The sequence below is a fragment of the Parvularcula marina genome (genome assembly GCF_003399445.1).
Classification (GTDB): domain Bacteria; phylum Pseudomonadota; class Alphaproteobacteria; order Caulobacterales; family Parvularculaceae; genus Parvularcula; species Parvularcula marina.
Window position 1 is genome coordinate 2,711,937 of sequence record NZ_QUQO01000001.1, and the last position, 18,881, is coordinate 2,730,817.

At 59.0% G+C, this 18,881-nt stretch carries 15 protein-coding genes; 5 read left to right on the top strand and 10 right to left on the bottom strand.

Annotated features, from left to right (window positions below; translation table 11 throughout):
• Positions 1-44: 44 nt before the first annotated feature.
• Both pdxH and DX908_RS13070 read left to right on the top strand, forming a co-directional pair.
• On the top strand, positions 45-728 hold the full coding sequence (pdxH, locus tag DX908_RS13065) for a pyridoxamine 5'-phosphate oxidase (protein ID WP_116392747.1): 684 nt from the start codon (positions 45-47) through the stop codon (positions 726-728).
• A gap of 24 nt (positions 729-752) precedes the next feature.
• Positions 753-1,151: a VOC family protein gene (locus DX908_RS13070; RefSeq protein WP_116392748.1), complete on the top strand. Its 399-nt coding sequence runs from the start codon at positions 753-755 to the stop codon at positions 1,149-1,151.
• A gap of 7 nt (positions 1,152-1,158) precedes the next feature.
• On the opposite strand, the gene DX908_RS13075 is transcribed toward DX908_RS13070, so the two are convergent.
• From DX908_RS13075 to purD, 3 genes are all read right to left on the bottom strand, one after another.
• Complete coding sequence (locus tag DX908_RS13075; RefSeq protein WP_116392749.1) at positions 1,159-1,548, bottom strand: DUF6249 domain-containing protein; 390 nt, start codon at positions 1,546-1,548, stop codon at positions 1,159-1,161.
• A gap of 94 nt (positions 1,549-1,642) precedes the next feature.
• Positions 1,643-2,062, bottom strand: coding sequence for a hypothetical protein (locus DX908_RS13080; protein ID WP_116392750.1), 420 nt, complete (start codon positions 2,060-2,062; stop codon positions 1,643-1,645).
• 79 nt (positions 2,063-2,141) lie between these two features.
• Entirely contained in the window at positions 2,142-3,398 is a 1,257-nt protein-coding gene (gene purD, locus DX908_RS13085; protein ID WP_116392751.1) for a phosphoribosylamine--glycine ligase, read from the bottom strand.
• A gap of 62 nt (positions 3,399-3,460) precedes the next feature.
• Between purD and DX908_RS13090 the strand changes: the two genes are divergently transcribed.
• Positions 3,461-4,420, top strand: coding sequence for a hypothetical protein (locus DX908_RS13090; protein WP_147303800.1), 960 nt, complete (start codon positions 3,461-3,463; stop codon positions 4,418-4,420).
• Positions 4,421-4,443: 23 nt separating this feature from the next.
• On the top strand, positions 4,444-5,271 hold the full coding sequence (locus tag DX908_RS13095; protein WP_116392753.1) for an HpcH/HpaI aldolase/citrate lyase family protein: 828 nt from the start codon (positions 4,444-4,446) through the stop codon (positions 5,269-5,271).
• 6 nt (positions 5,272-5,277) lie between these two features.
• Here the strand turns inward: DX908_RS13095 and DX908_RS13100 are convergent, their stop codons facing one another.
• Entirely contained in the window at positions 5,278-6,513 is a 1,236-nt protein-coding gene (locus tag DX908_RS13100) for an ABC transporter permease (protein WP_116392754.1), read from the bottom strand.
• Positions 6,510-7,211: an ABC transporter ATP-binding protein gene (locus DX908_RS13105; protein WP_233508695.1), complete on the bottom strand. Its 702-nt coding sequence runs from the start codon at positions 7,209-7,211 to the stop codon at positions 6,510-6,512. The genes DX908_RS13100 and DX908_RS13105 overlap by 4 nt, the downstream gene beginning before the upstream one ends.
• Positions 7,212-7,888: 677 nt before the next feature.
• On the opposite strand from DX908_RS13105, the gene DX908_RS13110 reads away from it, so the two are divergent.
• Complete coding sequence (locus tag DX908_RS13110; RefSeq protein ID WP_116392756.1) at positions 7,889-9,409, top strand: tryptophan halogenase family protein; 1,521 nt, start codon at positions 7,889-7,891, stop codon at positions 9,407-9,409.
• A 5-nt stretch (positions 9,410-9,414) separates the two neighbouring features.
• On the opposite strand, the gene DX908_RS13115 is transcribed toward DX908_RS13110, so the two are convergent.
• The 5 genes from DX908_RS13115 to DX908_RS13135 form a co-directional block, all read right to left on the bottom strand.
• On the bottom strand, positions 9,415-10,917 hold the full coding sequence (locus tag DX908_RS13115) for a tryptophan halogenase family protein (RefSeq protein ID WP_116392757.1): 1,503 nt from the start codon (positions 10,915-10,917) through the stop codon (positions 9,415-9,417).
• Positions 10,918-11,025: 108 nt separating this feature from the next.
• The gene (locus DX908_RS13120) at positions 11,026-13,818 is read right to left on the bottom strand and encodes a TonB-dependent receptor (RefSeq protein WP_116392758.1); all 2,793 of its coding nucleotides are present in this window, start codon (positions 13,816-13,818) and stop codon (positions 11,026-11,028) included.
• A gap of 278 nt (positions 13,819-14,096) precedes the next feature.
• Positions 14,097-15,122, bottom strand: a complete 1,026-nt coding sequence (locus DX908_RS13125) for a LacI family DNA-binding transcriptional regulator (protein ID WP_116392759.1) — start codon at positions 15,120-15,122, stop codon at positions 14,097-14,099.
• A 5-nt stretch (positions 15,123-15,127) separates the two neighbouring features.
• Positions 15,128-16,786: an alpha-glucosidase gene (locus DX908_RS13130; protein ID WP_233508696.1), complete on the bottom strand. Its 1,659-nt coding sequence runs from the start codon at positions 16,784-16,786 to the stop codon at positions 15,128-15,130.
• On the bottom strand, positions 16,783-18,645 hold the full coding sequence (locus DX908_RS13135; protein ID WP_116392760.1) for an alpha-amylase family glycosyl hydrolase: 1,863 nt from the start codon (positions 18,643-18,645) through the stop codon (positions 16,783-16,785). Before DX908_RS13135 ends, DX908_RS13130 begins: the two co-directional genes overlap by 4 nt.
• Between the last annotated feature and the right edge of the window lie 236 nt (positions 18,646-18,881).

Sequence of the window (18,881 nt, forward strand, 5' to 3'; positions counted from 1 at the left end):
TCTTATTCCCACATCCTTTAATTTCCGCTAGACCCCATCGGCTTATGGATACGAGTGATTTGATCCCCCCGTCGCCCAGTGAAGACGATTACGAGCAGGAGCGGCGTGCTCAGGAGGCCTTTTCGGTCGATGAAGATCAGGGAAAGGTCTTCACCTCCGATGACCCGCTGGAGCTTTTTGCCCAATGGCTGGAGCTGGCGAAGAAGCATGAGGTTAACGACGCGCACGCCATGTCGGTGGCGACGGTCGATGGTGCGGGTTTTCCGAATGTCCGCGTTGTGCTGCTCAAGGACCTCGACGAAGGCTTTGTTTTTTATACTAATTCCATGTCGGCGAAGGGTGATGAGCTAGCCGAGAACCCGCTTGCGGCGCTGTGCTTTCACTGGAAGTCGATCCGCCGTCAGGTAAGGATCCGGGGCCTCGTCGAGCCTGTCTCCGAGGCCGAGAACGACCAGTATTTCGCCTCACGCGCCCGCAGCGCCCAGATCGGCGCCTGGGCATCGCAACAATCCCGCCCGATGACGGAAGAAGGTATCCTCCAGAAACGGGTCGAGGATTATGAGGCGATCTATGAGGGCCGCGATGTCCGTCGGCCCGATTGGTGGCGCGGCTATCGCGTCACCCCGTCGCAGATGGAATTCTGGGTGAACCGGCCCTTCCGCCTGCATGACCGGCTGCAATTCGACTATGACGGCGAAGGCTGGAACAAGACCCGGCTTTATCCATGATCCATCCCTGAGGAGGGGAGCCCCATGTCAGATCAACAGCCCTCAATCGGTCATGTCGTCTGGACGGATCTGACCGTTCCGGATGCGGATGGCCTGAAAGATTTCTACGCCGAGGTCGTTGGTTTGAAATGCGAGCCGCTCGATATGGGCGGGTATGCGGATTACATGATGCAGGCGAGCGGCGAAGGCCCGGCGGCCCCGGGTGGGGTCGGCATCTGTCATGCGCGAGGCTCGAATGCGCATCTGCCGCCGCAATGGATGATCTATTTCGGGGTGGCTGATCTTGATGCGTCGCTTGAGGCCGTCGATCGGCTCGGCGGCAAGCGCATCGGGGATGTCCGCACGATGGGGAATGACCGCTATTGCGCGATCCAGGATCCGGCAGGGGCTGTCTGCTCCCTCTATCAGAAACAGACAGCCTGACGCGGGATTATTTCTTGCCGCCCAGTTTCGCGAGCGTACCGAAGATCATCAGTACAACGCCTACGAGCCCAGGAATGGCGGCAACGCCTTTCATGATTTCGAAGACGTTTTCGCCGGGTTCGACCTTGTCGATCTGATAACCCATGATGACTAGGCCGGCAGAGACGGCAACGCAGATTGCACCGCCAAGGATCATGCCGCCTTTTTCGTCGTCTTCCTTGATGTCTTTAAGCATGTCCGGATCGATCGACTGACCGTTCCGAAGCGCTTCGCGGATCAGATCATTCCGCGATTTCTGTTTCATATAGCCGAAGAAAGATCCGATCAGGACGACCGCGATGATGAAGCCCCAAAGGCCAACGCCGCCACTCCAGCCATACCATTCATGCCAATCCATATTGCCCTCCGATTGCCCTCATGGATTTATAATACAAACCTGACGCTAGCCCATTCCCGGTCTTGCCGTCCAGCAGGGCCGGGGATAGCGCGCATCACCTGAGAACTCCGGCGGCGGCCATGCGGCGGCTGTAGAGGAGCAGGAAAAGCGAGATGATGAGAACGGCGGCGTTGAAGATTTGCTGCCAGAGCACCATTTCGGGTCGGCCCTCGGCGATGAAGAGCATCCAGGCAAAGCAGATGACTGTCGTTGCGAATGAGACGAGCAGCAGCGGTACCGCAAGTTTTCTTTTCAGCAGTATGAGGATGCAGCCGATGAGGCCACCCCAGACGCCAATCGCGTAACAGGCCATGAACCAGCCTGGATAGCTGAGAAAGAAGGCGCGCTGATCTTCGGGGATCTGCGAGAAATACGCCTCATTCTCGGTGGCCGTCATGACATAGTCAAAGCAGCCCATGCCGACCCACAGGACGCCGAAAATCCCGACGACCCAGATATGCCATGGTGTTTTCACTTTGTTCCCTCCCACACCATTCGGTGCTTGTTTTTATGGGAACAGTCTACGTCCTGAAACGCCGCTTTCGCAAATCCCTTCAGCTGCGCAGATGCTTGCCGATATCGGCCCGGAAAAAGCCTTCGGGCCAGTCAATCGCGTCAACAGCCGCATAGGCACGGTCAAGCGCTTCGCCGGTCGTCGCCCCGGTTGCCGTGATATTCAGCACACGGCCCCCATGAGCGAGGAGCTTGCCGCCATCCGCCTTTGTACCGGCATGAAAGACGACAACGCCCTCCATCTCATTGGCCGCATCGACACCCTTGATCTCCGAGCCCTTGTCATATCCGTCCGGATACCCCTTTGTGGCCATGACGATATTGGCGGCGGCGTCATCCATCCAGTCGAGCCCGACCCCGCCGAGGCGGCCAGTGGCGGCAGCCCATAGCGATTGGACAATATCGCTCCGCAGGCGGCGCATCAGGATCTGGCATTCAGGATCGCCAAAACGGCAATTATATTCGATCAGCTTCGGCCCTTCGGCGGTGATCATCAGGCCCGCATAAAGCACCCCGCGATAGGTGATGCCTTTGGCATTGAGCGCCTTGAGCGTCGGCTCAATGATCTCATCATAGGCGCGGGCGAGGATCTCCGGTGTATCGAGCGGGGAGGGGGAGAAGCCGCCCATGCCGCCCGTATTGGGGCCCTCATCATTCTCAAAAGCGCGCTTGTGGTCCTGCGCTGCACCGAAATGCAGCAGGCTCTCGCCATCCGTTACGGCGAAGACGGAGAGTTCGGTCCCTTTGAGGAATTCCTCGATCAGGACGGTCTTTCCGGCGGCGCCGAATTGCCCGCCCAGCATGCCGGCGATTGCGGTCTCCGCGACGTCACGGGTCTGGGCAATGATCACGCCTTTGCCTGCGGCGAGGCCATCTGCCTTGATGACGTATGGTGCCTCAAGTGTGTCGAGAAAGGCTTTTGCGGGCGCAGCTTCCGTGAAAGTGCCGTATCGCGCGGTCGGAATGCCTGCCTCGGTGCAGAGGTCTTTGAGGAATGCCTTTGAGCTTTCGAGCCGCGCGCCATCCGCTTTCGGTCCGAAACAGGGGATGCCTGCCTCTTCGAGCTGATCAGCAAGCCCATCAGCAAGCGGTGCTTCGGGGCCGACAACGACGAGATCGACACCTTCGGCCTTTGCCCATTGGGGCAGCTCGCCGAGCGGCATATCGAGATTGTCGCCGAGTGATTCGGTCCCCGGATTACCCGGCACGATGGTGAACCGCTTGAGCAGCGGGCTTTTCGCGATTTTCCAGGCGAGTGAATGTTCACGACCGCCGCTGCCGACCAGCAGAATATGCATGCGCTTAAACTTCTCCAACATTTCAGTGGACGCGCGTTAGCGCGCCGCCAAGGTACGGGGCAATGGCGTGGAGGTTCGAGGTGCAGATCGACAGGACGCTGCGCCTGTGGCGATGGCGCGCAAGGCGCATATCAAGGCGCTTCGGAACAAAAAGGCCAGCCGGGCTGAACCGCTCCGCGCTGACCCTTTCCATTATCTTCCACCTCGCCGTTGCCGGTCTTCTCTTGAGTTTTGCGCCGATCTGGGAGCCTCGTGGGCTGCCCGATGCCCCCGATCACGCGATCAACGTCTATATCATTCCCCCGCCGCCCGAGCCGGGAGCAGCCTCCGCGCCTGAGATTGCGCAGATCGAGGAGGCTGAAGCCCCAGAAGCCGAAGAGGTCGCCGAGACCATACCGGAGGAAAGCCCGGAGGCAGTTGCGGAGGTGACGACCGCCCCCCCATCCGCTGCGCCGCGCATAAGGGCGCCATCAAGCGTCAGAGTGCCGGAGGTCGATCTGGGTGAGGGGGCGCCCGACGGTATTGTCGGGCTTGAATGCTATCGGGAATTTGATGATCCGCGGCTTGCCGCAGAATGCGCGGGCGCGCCCATCACGAGCGACTGGCGCCAACGGCTGGAGGGGAGCCGAGATGCCCAATGGGCGAAGGCGGAGGAACGCCTGCGCACCGGGCGCTATCGCGGACCATTCGCCGTGGGCCCCGACCAGTATGGTGATCTGGGGGAGAATGAGCAGCTCTATCAGCCCCGTGATCCGCGCTTTAATGTCGGCCCCGGCCCCTCAACCGGCGGCAGCGGCGCGAATTATGCCGCTGCGTTCGAGAGCGAGGAGGAATACCGCAAATATCTCGCCCTCAATGACAGCCGCATGTATCGCGGGGACAATGATCACTTGAACGATACTTACTCGCGAAGCTGGGGGCAGCCCCTCACAGGCTGGCGGCCAAGCTGGCAGTTGCGAGAAGATCCGGCTATTGACGGCAAGGCCCTTGAGCAGTTTCTCAAGGAAGTCGAAGATCAATAATCCGTCAACGGAGATACTGCACGATGACATCGCTTGAAACCGAAGGCTGGCGTTCGCTTCTGTTTGTGCCGGGCTCGCGGCCGGACAGGTTCGACAAGGCGCTCGCGGCCGGGGCGGATGTCGTCTGTATCGATCTCGAGGATGCTGTGGCCCCTGACGGCAAGGATGACGCACGGGAGCAGACCTTCGGCTATCTGGCGCAACCCCGCGACGGCGGTCCTGCGCTCGGCCTGCGGATCAATGGCGTCGACACGGAGGCTGGTGCGCGCGATTTGAATGCTATTGGCGGGCTCAACGGGGCTGATTTCCTGATGCTGCCCAAGGTCGCCGACCTTGCCGATATCGAGGCGGTGATCGCGGCGGGATGTGACCTGCCGATCATTGTCGTTCTGGAATCCGCGAATGGTGTGCTGGAGGCCCGTGCCATTGCCCAGCATGGGGCCGTCATTGCCGCCATTTACGGCGCGATTGATCTGAGTGCGGATATTGGCTGTTCGCTTGACTGGGAGGCGCATCTTTACGGGCGCTCGCATTGTGCGCTGTGTTTCGGAGCCGAGCAGAAAGTACTGTTTGATTCGCCTTATCTTGATGTGAAGGATCTGGACGGTCTCAAAGAAATGACGAGCCGGGCGGCACGGCTGGGCATTCATGCCCGTTCAGCCATCCACCCCGCGCAGCTCGCACCGATCCATGAGGCGCTTAACCCGTCTGCGGAGGAAGTGGCCGAGGCGCGTCGCATCTTAGAGGCCTTTGACGCGGCGAAGGGCGGGGTCGCGCTGCTCGATGGCAAGATGATCGAGCTGCCGGTGATCAAATCCGCCCGCCGGGTGCTCGCCCGTGCAGGCGACTAGCGCGCTCTAGAGTTTCATCGTCAGCCCGTCGGCGAGGGACCGCCGATAGGCCTGCGTCGCCGGGACAATCCCAAGCAGGGTCGCAAGACCGATCACCCCGGCAAGGATCGCGACGTCAAATCCGTTGATCCCCAAGGTGGCCAGCGGGATGCCATATTGGGTCGAGAGAAGCGGGCCGAGCACCTCCATGCCCCCAAAAACAATCCCCGCACCGATCAGTGTGCCGAAGGTCGCAATCAGCGCCGTCTCCAGAATGACCAGCGAGAAGATATGTGAGGGACCGGCGCCCGCAGCGCGCAGAACGGCAAGCTCCCGTGCGCGAGCATTGAGGCTCGCTAGGATCGCGATGAGGAGGGAGAGGAGCCCGGTGACGACGACAAATCCGGCCGTGGCGGTCAGTGCGGTTTGCGCTGTGCCGACGACACTCCAGAGCTGGGTGAGGGCGATACCGGGGATCACAGCCGTGAGTGGCTCGGGCTCATAGGTGTTCACCATGCGCTGGAAGACGAGCACGGCGGAACGGTTTTCGAGACCAACGAGGAAGGCGGAAATTGCTTCAGGCTCATGCTCTTCATGGCCTTCGTGATCTTCCGCCCCCGTCTCATGAACGGCGTCGAGTCCGGCCAGCGAGACATGGATCGTCCGGTCAACCGGCGTGCCGGTACGGGCAAGGATGCCGGATACCCTGAACATGTGACCCTTATGCTCAGAGAACCCCGCCGAGATCAGGCCATGAGAAATCGGGAATTCATCTCCGAGTTCATAGCCAAGATCGGCGGCAACTGCCGCGCCAAGGACGGCATCATGTTCGTCTTCGAACCATTTTCCGCGCTCAACCGTCAGGGGCCGGGCATCGCCATAGCGGTAATGGTCGAGATAGGATCTCGTTGTGCCAACGACGCGGAAATTCTCGTGACTGTCGCCCATCGACAGGGGGATCGTCCATTTGACCCCGCGCCGGGAGCTGAGATCCTCATAGCTCTCCCATGAGATGCTGGTTGTCGGATCACCAATGCGGAAAACGGAATAAAGCAGGAGGTTCACCGGCCCTGACCGCGCGCCGACAATCAGGTCCGTGCCCGTGATTGTGCTCTCAAATCCGGCATTGGCGCCGCGCCGGATCTTGTCGACCCCTAAAAAGAGCGTGACGGAGAGGGCAACGGCAAAGACCGACAGAAGGACGGCAGCCTTCCGGCTCATCAGGCTACGGAGCGCCAGCGGAATGAGAGAGAAGCCGCTCATGCCGATTCTCCTTCAAGCGCGGGCAGTTCGCCAAACGCCATCTCGCGATCGAACATGGTCGCGAGTTCCCGCTGGTGCGAGACAAAGACGAGGGCGGCACCTGAGCGTTCGACTTCCGTCAGGAGAAGTTCGAGAAATGCGCTTTGCGTATCTGAATCGAGTGCGGATGTCGGCTCGTCGGCAAGGATCAGTCCCGGTCGGCCGATCAGGGCGCGGGCGGCGGCCACACGCTGCTGCTGGCCCACGCTCAATTCCGAGACCTTCCGGCTGCGGATCGTCATGTCTTCAAGCCCCAGCCGGGAGAGAAGCCCGCCCGCGACCGCCTTCATCCCGCCATCTTCCTCGACGCGGGCACGCCGCGCGGTAGAGAACCGGCAGGGAAGGAGGACATTATCGAGGACCGAAAGATAAGGGATCAGATTGAAGAGCTGGAAGATGATGCCGAGGCCATCTGCCCGTACCTTGTCGCGGGCCGCCGATGACAGCGCATGAAAATCATGCCCCAGCACGGTGATGTCGCCCTTATCAGGATTGAGGGTGCCTGCCGCGAGACCGAGAAGGGTCGATTTGCCGGCACCACTCGGCCCGTAGAGAAAGACCTTTTCACCGGGAGCGATCTCGAAATGGCCGATGCTGACCGCGCCACGGCCGGGGCCATAGCTGAATTCGACGCCGTTCATGAGGAGGGCGGGTGTCACTGAAGAGGAATGTCCCTGGCTGGAAAGTGTGAATGAGCGTTAACCATGCCCAAGAAGGCAGGGGCTTGTGAAGTCCCCAAAAGCGCACATTGCAGAATGGGATGCAATTTCTGGGGTGATGGCCAAAGCGCTCGCCTGCTGAGCACACTCATGACGTGTTTCCACTTCTGCTCTCAGGTCTAAGTTTTCCAGTTGATGCCGCTGGCAGGCGCCGCTGTTTTCGCGTCTCGTCGTTCAGCTCCGAAAATTGAAAAGCGTCTTTTATCTCATGGATTTGTATTGATGATAGGTCAGGTCAGTAAATCCGTGCACGTCTCAATTGGCGATTATTTCGACGAGAATCAAAGGGCGTAAGGCGCCCCAATCTCATTGATTGCGATAAATCAAACTTGCAACCTTGAGTATTGGGCGTCTAATCTCGTGCCGACGGGATGGGCCTGACGACCCCGTTGACTCATTCCGTCACTGTCCTTTCGCGCACTGTCCATGTGGCGGGTCGTGAGGGACAAATCTGGTGGAACTCCGAACCTGTCGGGGCCGCCTGCGCCCCGGCCTGCCAGATGAAACGCCCTCGTGGATATCCCGCCACGAGGGCGTTGTTCCACCTTACGAAATGTGGATTTCTGCTGTTGAAAAGGCTACCCTCTCCATTGCGACAGAACGGACGTGGGAACCTGATGTCAGAACCTCTTCGCCGGATTGTTATCCTTGGTGGCGGGTCCGCCGGCTGGATGACAGCGGCCGCACTCGGCAACGCCATTCACAAGGATTGCGAGGTCACGCTCGTCGAATCTGAGGCCATCGGCACAGTCGGCGTGGGCGAGGCGACGATCCCGCCGATCCGCCGATTTAACCGCTCGATTGGAGTCAATGAGAAGGAGTTCGTGCAGGCGACGGGTGCGACCTTCAAGCTGGGTATTCAATTCATTGACTGGTCCCGGCTGGGCCACAGCTATTTCCACCCCTTCGGCACCTTTGGCTCGGATTTCGATTCGATCCCGCTTTATCAGTATTGGCTTGAAGCCCGGCGGGAGGGGATAGCTGGGCCATTGGATGAATATTGCATGGCGTGGGGCGCCGCCTCGCGGCTGAAATTCACGCCGCCTGTTTCCGACCGCCGGAATATTCAGTCTACCTTCGATTATGCCTATCATTTTGATGCCGGGCTTTATGCGGGCTTTCTTCGCCGCTTTGCCGAAGCCAAAGGGATCAAACGGCGCGAAGGGCAGATTACCAAGCTCGATGTCGATGGGTCGACAGGGCGGTTGACTGCCGTTCATCTCGACAATGGTGATCGTCTTGAGGCGGACTTTTTTGTTGATTGCACGGGCTTCCGGTCACTGGCGCTCGGCCAGACGCTCGGGGTCGGGTATCAGGACTGGACCCACTGGCTGCCCTGCAACCGGGCCGTTGCCGTTCCTTGTGCTCATGGAGGGGAATTTACGCCTTATACCCGCTCGATTGCGAGGGGGGCGGGCTGGCAGTGGCGCATCCCGCTGCAACACCGGATCGGCAATGGACATGTCTATTCAAGTGCACACCTAACCGATGACGAAGCGCATGAAATCCTGCTAGCCAATCTGGACGGCGAAGCGCAGGGCGAGCCGCGCCTGCTCCGGTTCACGACCGGGCGGCGGCATTATTTCTGGCACAAGAATGTTGTCGCCATCGGCCTTGCCGCAGGGTTCATGGAGCCGCTTGAATCGACCAGCCTTCATCTGATCCAGTCAGGTATCCAGCGTCTTCTGGCCCTGTTCCCGGACCGGCATATGGATCCGCTGCTAGCGGAGGAATATAACCGGATCACATCGCTCGAATATGAACGTATACGGGATTTCCTGATCCTGCATTATCATGCGACCAGCCGCGATGATACGCCCTTCTGGCGTTATTGCTCTAATATGACGATCCCGGACAGTCTCAGCTACAAGCTCGCGCATTTCCGCAGGGATGGGCGCATTGTGGCGGACCAATATGATCTCTTCGTCAATGCAAGCTGGCTGTCTGTTTATGTCGGTCAGGATGAGTTCCCGGATCGCCCTGATCCGATGATGCAGCTTCGGAACCGTCCCGAAGCTTTCCGCAATCTTGAATCCGTTCACAAAGCAATCAAGGACGCAGCCGAAGCCATGCCGCGCCATGATGAATTCATTGCACGGAACTGCCCGGCGGATACTGGGTTGGTTGCGGCGGAATAAGGCGCTCAGCCTGCATCGCAGAATTTCTTGATGAAGTCCTCATGGCTCGGCAGGGGCGTCACCGCATTGTCGATGATCGCTCTGACGTTCCGCAGGAATTCGTCCAGCTGTGCATCGGTAATGTTGTCCGCCATCGGATGATAATCTTGCGGCTCGATCCCCTGTCCGAGCATGACCTGCATCCAGCTGGTATCTCGGAAGAGATCATCGACATCCCGACCGATCCGGCCAGATGCGCGGAACAGGGCCATTTTCTCATTCAGGGGCTCTGGCACTTCCATGTTTCGGCAATGCTGCCAGAAGGGCGAGTCCTCCCGCTCGGTCTGATGGTAATGGAGGATCAGGAAGTCGCGGACCTGCTCGAATTCGGCGGCGGTCCGCCGGTTATATTCATCGATATCCGCCGAGTGTAGACCGTCGCGGGGAAAGAGGCTGATCAGTCGGCTGACATTTGACTGGATAAGGTGGATGCTGGTTGATTCAAGCGGCTCAAGGAACCCGCTCGAAAGGCCGATGGCGACACAGTTCTTCTCCCAGAATGTTTCGCGACGCCCAGTCGTGAATTTCAGTGTGCGAGGATCGCTGAGCGCCTCACCCTCAAGGCCATCGAGCAGGATGGCTGTTGCCTCATCCTCACTCATGAATTCATTCGAGAAGACATGGCCATTACCCGTGCGGTGCTGCAGCGGGATGCGCCATTGCCAGCCCGCCGACTTCGCGGTCGCGCGGGTAAAGGGAGGCAGGGGGGAGAGTTTCTCCGACGGCACAGCAATCGCGCGATTACAGGGTAGCCAATGGGTCCAGTCCTGATAATCCGTCTTCAGCTCCTGCCCGATCAGAAAGGCGCGAAAGCCCGTGCAGTCGATGAAGAAATCGCCTTCGATCCGTGTGCCGTCTTCCAGCTTCAGAGCTGCGATGCCGCCATCCTCTGTTGTGCGCTCGACGGATGCGATGATCCCTTCAGTGCGGCGCACGCCCTGAGCTTCGGCATATTCGCGCAAGTATGCCGCATAAAGTGCCGCATCGAAATGGAAAGCATAGGCGAGCCCGCCCATGGGGGAGGAGCCGACCCGATCCATCCGGGCAAATTTGTTATCATCCGCCGCCTGCTGATGAAGGGAGTAATCCCACAGCGAATTCTCACCGCCTGCCTGCCGGTAACGCAACCAGTACTGATGAAAATGCAGATTGGCGAGGTTAATGCCGGTATCGCCGAAAGTGTGCAGATAGCGGCTGCCCAGGCGGCCCCAGTCAACAAATTCGATGCCCAGCTTGAACGTACCATAAGTGCGGCGCAGGAACTCATTCTCATCAAGCCCCAGCATATGGTTGAGGCGGATGATCTGAGGAATGGTCGCTTCGCCAACCCCGACAATGCCGATCTCTTCTGATTCAACGAGATGAATGTCGAGCGATTTGCCAAGCAGGCGGGAGAAGGCCGCGGCGGTAATCCAACCTGCGGTGCCGCCCCCGGCGATGACGAGTTTCTTGATGCGTTTCTGTCCCATGCGGACGACCCTACATTCTTCCTTACCGGTACGGCCAATAAAAAACCCCGCCGGGGAGACTCCGGCGGGGTTCATTGTGGTCAGGCGGGCGGGAGGAGCCCAGCCCGATTACATGCGCCAGTTGATACCGAGCAGGTAGGTGGCACCATAGGTCTCGAAGTTTCTTGGCAGACCGCTGGCATCATCAATCGTCACGAATTCCTCATCCGTGATGTTCTGACCCTGCAGCAGGATCGAGACGCCATCGAGGCGAGTGCCGGTGTCTTCGAAAGTATAGCCGATCTGGGCATCGACAACTTTTTCGGACCCGACATTCCGGGTCTCAAGTCCGGCACCGAAGCCCGTGACTTCGCCAAGGAATTCCGAGCGGTACCGTTGCGAGATCCGGGCCTGGAAGCCGTTCTTCTCGTAATAGACGGTGACGTTCGCCACTTCCTCGGACAGGCCGGGGATGGGTGTCGGTGAATTAGTCAACGGATTTTCGATCTCGGAGTCCGTGATCGAATAGCTTGCGAAGACACCAAAGCCGTCGAGCGGCGATGGCAGGAACATCTCACCCGGAATGTTCGTGGCAAGTTCGATACCCTGCATACTGCCGCCTTCGATATTCGTCGGCGTGCTTGTCGTCCCCACGGCGATGCCCGGGTTCATGGTAACAAAGTCAGTCCCGAAGATCGCGTTGGCTTCTGTCGTGAAATCATAGGCCCGCGAGAAATTCGGGAACACGAAATCAGAAAGCTCCTTATAGAAAGCAGCAATCGACACATAACCGGTACGGTCGGCGAAATAATGCTCGAAGGACAGATCATAAGAGTCAGCAAGGTAAGGCCGCAGCGTCGGATCACCGCCTGATGTGCTCAGGCAGGAATCATTGGCATTGGTTGCATTCTCCGGCGTGTAGAAGGGGGTCACCCCGTCCATTTCAAAGCCGCAGATCATGTTGTTGAAGTTGACAGCAAGGCTGCCGCGCATGTCATCCATTCGTGCGCGGGCCTGCGTCCGAGCATAGGCCGTGCGGAGATACGTATCCGGTGCCAGCTCGAAGCTGAAGTTGAAGCTCGGTAGAAGCTCTGAATACTCATCACCTGCCGTGAAAGGCACCGCAATATTTGTATCCGTTGACGGATCATAACCGATGGACTGGCCAGAGGATGACTGGTCGGTCTCGACATATTGAACACCAAAGTTACCACGAACAGGGATCTGGCCCCATTGGGTGTTGATGTTCACCTGAGCAAACCAGGTCGTCACATCCTCTTCGACTTGCCATGCCTTGGTCACAACGTCAGCATTTGCGAGGACTTCTGTATTGTAGAAGCCGCTTTCGTAAAGTCCAAGCGAGTCGAAGCTAAGGATCGGGCCGATGCCGATCCATCCGAAGTCAGACGAATCGCTCAGCAGATACTGAGAGGGGACCGGCACAGCCGTATCGGTGGTGCCAGCAAAGCTGCGAAGGAATTCTTCGTTGCTGACCTTGTTCTTCTCACGGGTCGTGAAATTGACGCCGACCTCAACCGAGTCGATCCACGTGTCGTCAAAGCTGCGAGTCGCGGAAAGGCGGATCGCTTCAAGTTCGTCTTCTGTTTCCGGACGCTTGATAAAGCCGACCTGGCCCCAGCCCTGCGGGTCTGTCAGCAGGAAGAGCGACGGGTCAGAATAGTCAAGGCTGCCGGAGAAGATCGGCACGCCGTCACTATTGAGCATGAAGGAAAGGTCGTCCGATGCACCATTCCCGCCGCCATTGCCGGTACCGGCATAGGTTTCAAGGTCTGTATCCAGACGATCTACGCTCGAATGGCTGAGGTCAGCCTCGAGCTGCCAATGGTCATTGACGTCCCATTTGCCGTTCCAGCCGACTGAGAAGAGCTCTGCGGAGCGGAAGCGGTTGTCATTACGCAGAACACCCTGAACGCCCTCGAAGGTGCCAGAAGTGATGACGCCGTCTTCGACGACCGGATTGGTCGGTGCGCCTGACGAGCCCCAGAAGAGGGGAAGCTCGACGCCGCGAAGAACGCCTGTGTCTTCGAATTCCGAGTAGAAGACATCGAGCGTCGTGTTGAACGTATCGTTCGGTTCCCATTCGAGCGTGCCGATGAAGGCGTCACGCTCAAGATCGCGGGTCTCGGAGTAAGGCTTCACACCGCCGATGACAAAGGCCTGCTCGCCCATGACGTCGGTCGTCGGGAAGCCCCATGATTCGTAACGCTGAGACTGGGTAGGGGTCGACTGCGTCGCGAAGCCGAGAACGATACCGACAGTACCATCTGCAAACTGATCAACGTAGGAGGCTGTGAAACGGTAGCCATCATTCTCTGTCCCGGCGTTCAGCGCATCCTGCTCGTTCCACTCATACCGAGCGCCAACAGCAACAGCGCGAGAGCCAAAGGCGAGCGGACGGATCGTCCGTAGATCGGCTGTGCCGGCAAGGCCGGCCGCAACGAGGGAGGCTTCCGGTGTTTTATAGACAAGCACGCTGGAAAGGAGTTCCGCAGGGAACTGATCGAATTCAACGCCGCGGTTGTCACCTGCGGTGACCTGCTCGCGGCCATTCAGCGTGGCGGTCGTGAAGTCCGGGCCGAGACCGCGGACGGAGATCACCTGAGCACGGCCGCGCAGGCGCTGTGCGGCAAGGCCGGGCAGGCGGGCCAGCGATTCTGCGATCGAGACATCCGGCAGTTTGCCGATATCTTCGGCGGAAACGGCTTCGACGATCGAGGTGCTCTCTGCCTTGGTCGCGATCGATTGCTGGATCGCGCTCTTCAGGCCACGGACGACAACAACGTCCCCGTCATCTTCTTCGTCATCCTGTGCCATGGCCGGTGCGGCTGCCATGAACATGGCGAGCCCGGTCGCCGCTGTGCCCATGAGCCACCGGCGATCTAGTGAATCTTTGCGAGACATTTCTGTCCTCCCCTGAGGTGTTTGTGTGCCGGCACGCCTTGGCATGGCCACCCGGTCATTCGCCGAAAAAGAATGCAAAATGATGCAGTCCAGGGCGGCAATCAGCCTGAAAACCCTTCAAAGATCAAGGGCAGCAAAACAGTGCATTCTTTATTGCAGCGCAATAAACCGCATTGTTCCGTACCAATTTTATTGAGTTTCAATATGCTCGAAGGGTAATGCAAAAAATTGCAAAAAAAATCTCGAAAGTTGCAGCAATTTTGCCACATGAAAGCGGCTTAGGCGCCGCAGCTTTCGCGGATGATCAGGCTCGTCTGTACGCGTTCAGACACCGGGCGGTGGCCTTGCGAATCAAGCAGCTTGGAAACGAGAATCCGCCCGGCAAGTGTCGCGTCCTGATCAATAGTCGACAGGGGAGGCGTGACGAGGCGGCTGGCTGGGATGTTATCATATCCCACGACGGAGACGTCTTTGGGCACATTGCGGCCAGCGCGGTGCAACGCCCGGATCGCCCCGATCGCGATCAGATCACTGGCGGCAATAACGCCATCAAAATCGATACCGCGGTCGATCATGCCGGCAGTCGTCGCTTCGGCGGACTGCACGTCGAAATGAGCGGGCGCGAAGAGCTCCTCGTCGATCTCGATCCCTTCATCGGCCAGCGCGCCGCGATAGCCGCGCCAGCGCTGCTCGGCTTCGGGGGCTTCGGTGTCGCCAAGGAAGAGGATGCGCCGACGTCCAAGCCGTACAAGGTGGGATGTTGCCCGCCGGCCGCCCAGCTCATTGTCACTGCCGATTGAGCAATAGGCGGTGTCGGGAAATTCAGCGCCCCAGACGACAAACCGGGAATCCCGGCCTGCCAGATTATTGAACGCATGGTGCAGCGAGCTTTGCCCGATGAAGATCACGCCACTGGCGCGGCTGGTGCTCAGCGCATAGTCGAGATCGTCATCGGCTCGTGGGCTCAGATGGCTGACCAGCAGGTCTGCCCGCCGCTCTCGCGCGGCATCGCCGATCCCGGCTAGCAGCTCGAAGAAGAAAGGGTCGGCGATCCGTGTACTGCGCCCTTGCGGGGCGGGCACGACGACGGCGATGGTCGCCTCTGCGCCGATCGGCCCGGCGGGCATGTGGCTGCGAAAGGCATAGTCATATTCCCGGGCAATCTTCCAGACGAGCTGTTTGGTCCGCCGGTTGACGGCTGGGCTGTCATTCAGGGCCCGTGAGACCGTTGAGATGGAGACGCCGGCTCGGCGGGCGATGTCTTCAAGGCGCGCGCCTTTGGTGGATGATCCGGATTCTGACATATCGCTCAGCTATGGGCCTCCAGGACGGCCCAGTAGCCAGATTTTGGCGGCAGGGCGGTGGGTAAGGGGGCGTCTTCTGCCAGATTCTCAGGCGTTGCGATAATGCGGGCGGTCCCGGGCAGCATGTCGGGTTGCCAGTCGACAGTATCCGTTCCGAGATTATAGGCACACAGCATCCGCGCGCCGTTCGTCTCCCGAATAAAAGCGACGATGTCGTCAGGCGTGTCCAGCAGCTCCAGCGAGCCAGTAATCAGCGCGGGCAGCGTCTTGCGCAATGCCAGAAGCGCCCTTGTGAAATTCAGCTGGGATTTCGGATCCGTCTGCTGAACATCAACAGCGAGCTTGGCATGAGCCGGATCGGGCTTCAGCCATGCGGCGCTGTCCGAGAACCCGGCAAAAGGCAATTTGCTCATCCAGGGGAAGGGTGTGCGAGCGCCATCCCGGCCGAGCGTATGCGGCCAGTTCGTGATGGCCTCTGGATCCTGCAGATCCTCAAAGGCAACTTCGCCCTGCGGCAGGCCAAGCTCTTCCCCCTGATAGATGAAGGCGTTCCCGCGCAGGCTGGTCAGCAGCATGGCGAGAAGACGGCTTATCGCCTCGCGCGTATCGGGCCCGGTCCAGCGGGAGACGGCGCGTGGCGCGTCATGGTTGGAGAAGGCCCAGCTTGGCCAGCCTTCGCCTTGCTGGGCGGGCCATTGCTCAAGGCACTGGCGCACGAGCTTGGCGTCGAGCTTGTCCGCGTAAAGAAAGTCGAAATTGTAAGCGGAGTTGAGGCGGCCACTCCCCTCGGTAAAGGCCTTCATCTCGGCCAGCGGGGCGGGGCCGCCAACTTCCGCGACAGTGAATTTGTCAGGGTAATCGTCAAAGACGGCCCTGATCCGCTCGAGGAATTTGGGGATGTCAGGGTGCGACTGGCTATGGACATGGATCTGCATGTCAAAGGGGCGGGTAACCTTTAGCATGTCCCGGCCCGACGGCGGATTATCCCGGAACTGAGGGTCATGCATCGCGAAATTGAGGGCATCGAGGCGGAAGCCATCCACCCCACGGTCAAGCCAGAACCGCGCGACATCAAGAAGCGCGTCCTGAACTTCTGCGTTATGGACGTTGAGGTCCGGCTGGCTGACGAGGAAATTATGCAGGTAATATTGCTTGCGCGGGCCATCCCATTGCCATGACGATCCGCCGAATACGGATTGCCAGTTCGAAGGCGGGGAGCCGTCCGGTTTGGGGTCGGCCCAGACATACCAGTCCGCTTTCGGATTGGTTCGGTCCTGCCGGCTCTCCTGAAACCAGGCATGCTCATCGGAAGTATGCGAATAAACCTGATCGATGATGATCTTAAGGCCTAGCCCATGGGCTTTCTCGATGATCCGGTCGAAATCCGCGAACGTGCCGAAGCTCGGATCAATGCCGCGGTAATCGGCAACATCATAGCCGAAATCCTTCATCGGCGAGGTGAAGAAAGGCGAGATCCAGACCGCATCGACGCCGAGTGAGGCGATGTGATCGAGCCCCTCGACGATGCCTTTGAGGTCGCCGATGCCGTCGCCGCTCGTATCGCGAAAGCTGCGCGGATAGATCTGATAGATGACTGCGCCGCGCCACCAGGGGGCGTCATGCGTCGCCAGATTCACGGGGTGGGATGCCTGATTCACGCTCACTGGGTCTGGAACTCCGTCTTGCAGATGACAAAGCCAGTCGCGGGAAGCGTGACTTCATACATGCCCGGGGCCGGGCTTTCATTGAGGCAATCGCCATGTAGGGCTTGCCATGCGCCGGCGCGGCCGTCGACGGGAAAGCGGATTGTCCGCACCTCGTTCTCTGCATTAAAGGCACCAATGAGCTCACCGCTGCCTTCGGGGTGCATCCGTGACAGGACGAACACGCCGCCTTCAAGGTCCGAATGACGGACCATCTGTGCGCCGCGCCGCAGAGCGGGTTCGGACTGACGTATGGCTGCGAGCTCGGAGATGGCGGTATAGATGGGATGGCTGCGGTCGAAATTTTCTTCCGCGACGGTGGCGTCAGTCCCGGCAAGGTCATTGTCGGTATAGACATCAGTGACGCTTGGGAACAGCGTCTCGCGGGCATCCTGATCATGGCCGTCCGACACAAAGCCCTGCTCATCGCCATAATAGATCGTCGGCACACCGCGCGAAACCATCAGGATCGCATGGCCGAGAATGATCCGGGCCGTCAGTTCTTCGTCGGAAATCTCAGGGTTTGCCTCCCGGATAAAGCCGGAGAACCGGCCCATATCGTGATTGCCGAGGAAAGTGGGGAGCTGTTTTGCTGTCTCAAACCCTTTTGCATAGACAGCATCGGTCGTGAACAGACGATCAAGATCGCGCGCGGGCTTGCCTTCGGCGACCATGCCACGGACACGGCCCTGAAAGGCAAAATCTAGGATTGCCGGGAAGCCGTCTTCGGTTGTGAATTTGGCAAGCTGGCCGGGCTCGAACTCATAGACCTCGCCGAACATATGGAAATTCGGAATGCCTTCTGCGGCAGCGTGATCCAGGATGGCGGGTGCGAAGACCTGCCAGAATTCAGGGTTCACATGCCGGGCCGTATCGATACGGTAGCCATCGACCCGGAAATCCGTGATCCATTGTTTATAGATATCGATCATGCCCTGAACAACGAAGGGGTCTTCCGTCATCAGATCATCAAGGCCGACAAAATCGCCCATGCGCGAATTCTCGCCCTCGAACCGCGTATTGCCGCGATTATGATAATAGCGGACATCATTGAGCCAGGCGGGGTTTTTCACCCGGCGCTCAGCACGCGGCACAAAAGGCGTATAGGCGTAATTCGGATTGGTGAGTTTTGAGAAATTCTCTGTCGTAAGATGGGCAGGATCATCTCCAAGGTAGCCCTGATTGACTGGCTTGCCGTCCGGGCCGCCAATCGTCGTATAGGGATAATCGCCTTTCGAGCGGTAGGGGCATTCGCCGCTTTCTTTCAGCTCGGGCAGGGCATTCTTGCCATGGCATTCCTGATACTGAATGACATCCGCCGTGTGATTGGTGATGATGTCCATATAGACCTTCATGCCGCGCGCATGGGCGGCATCGACAAGGACCTTGAATTCCTCACGCGTGCCTAAATGCGGATCGACATTCAGGAAATCCGTGATCCAGTAGCCGTGATAGCCGGCGGAGACATATTTCCCGCGGCCTTGCACTGGCTTGTTCTCGAAGATAGGCGAGAGCCAGATGGCGGTCGCGCCAAGCGACTGGATATAATCTAGCCGGGCTGTCAGCCCCGCCAGATCCCCGCCCTGGTAAAATCCCTTATGCGTCGGATCGAAGCCGTGCTTCAGCCGGTCGCCGCGAATGCCGCCCCGGTCATTGTCCGTGTCCCCATTTTCGAACCGGTCGGGCAGGACGAAATAAATGATCTCGTCCTCGGGCGGACGGTCGGTGACGGCGGCTGGAGTGGTGTCCATTTGCGCTGAGCTGCCAGCCAGCATGGCGGCGGCAAAGGGTGCGGCAAGGAGTGCCGAAAATCCGATCATGCTGTACCTTCCCCGTGAAATTGCCACTGTATCGCGGCTTTTTTCCAATTTTTTGTGCAGTGCGGAACAGATGTCTTCCTCTTTTTGGAAAGTTCGTCATCTCCCCTGAATTACAGCAGTTTTGTGTCTCTTATGCCGCCTGGTCAAGTGTAACGCAGCCAGCATATGCGCAAATTACATGAAAGATCTTGCAGGAAATTGCAATTGCGCCAAGGTGGGGTGTCAGCGGCCGGAAG

Bases quoted from the DNA above. Each gene is read 5' to 3' on its own strand.
- pdxH (WP_116392747.1), top strand. From the start codon at position 45: ATGGATACGAGTGATTTGATCCCCCCGTCGCCCAGTGAAGACGATTAC.
- DX908_RS13070 (WP_116392748.1), top strand. From the start codon at position 753: ATGTCAGATCAACAGCCCTCAATCGGTCATGTCGTCTGGACGGATCTG.
- DX908_RS13075 (WP_116392749.1), bottom strand. From the start codon at position 1,548: ATGGATTGGCATGAATGGTATGGCTGGAGTGGCGGCGTTGGCCTTTGG.
- purD (WP_116392751.1), bottom strand. From the start codon at position 3,398: ATGCATATTCTGCTGGTCGGCAGCGGCGGTCGTGAACATTCACTCGCC.
- DX908_RS13090 (WP_147303800.1), top strand. From the start codon at position 3,461: ATGGCGTGGAGGTTCGAGGTGCAGATCGACAGGACGCTGCGCCTGTGG.
- DX908_RS13095 (WP_116392753.1), top strand. From the start codon at position 4,444: ATGACATCGCTTGAAACCGAAGGCTGGCGTTCGCTTCTGTTTGTGCCG.
- DX908_RS13100 (WP_116392754.1), bottom strand. From the start codon at position 6,513: ATGAGCGGCTTCTCTCTCATTCCGCTGGCGCTCCGTAGCCTGATGAGC.
- DX908_RS13110 (WP_116392756.1), top strand. From the start codon at position 7,889: ATGTCAGAACCTCTTCGCCGGATTGTTATCCTTGGTGGCGGGTCCGCC.
- DX908_RS13115 (WP_116392757.1), bottom strand. From the start codon at position 10,917: ATGGGACAGAAACGCATCAAGAAACTCGTCATCGCCGGGGGCGGCACC.
- DX908_RS13120 (WP_116392758.1), bottom strand. From the start codon at position 13,818: ATGTCTCGCAAAGATTCACTAGATCGCCGGTGGCTCATGGGCACAGCG.
- DX908_RS13125 (WP_116392759.1), bottom strand. From the start codon at position 15,122: ATGTCAGAATCCGGATCATCCACCAAAGGCGCGCGCCTTGAAGACATC.
- DX908_RS13135 (WP_116392760.1), bottom strand. From the start codon at position 18,645: ATGATCGGATTTTCGGCACTCCTTGCCGCACCCTTTGCCGCCGCCATG.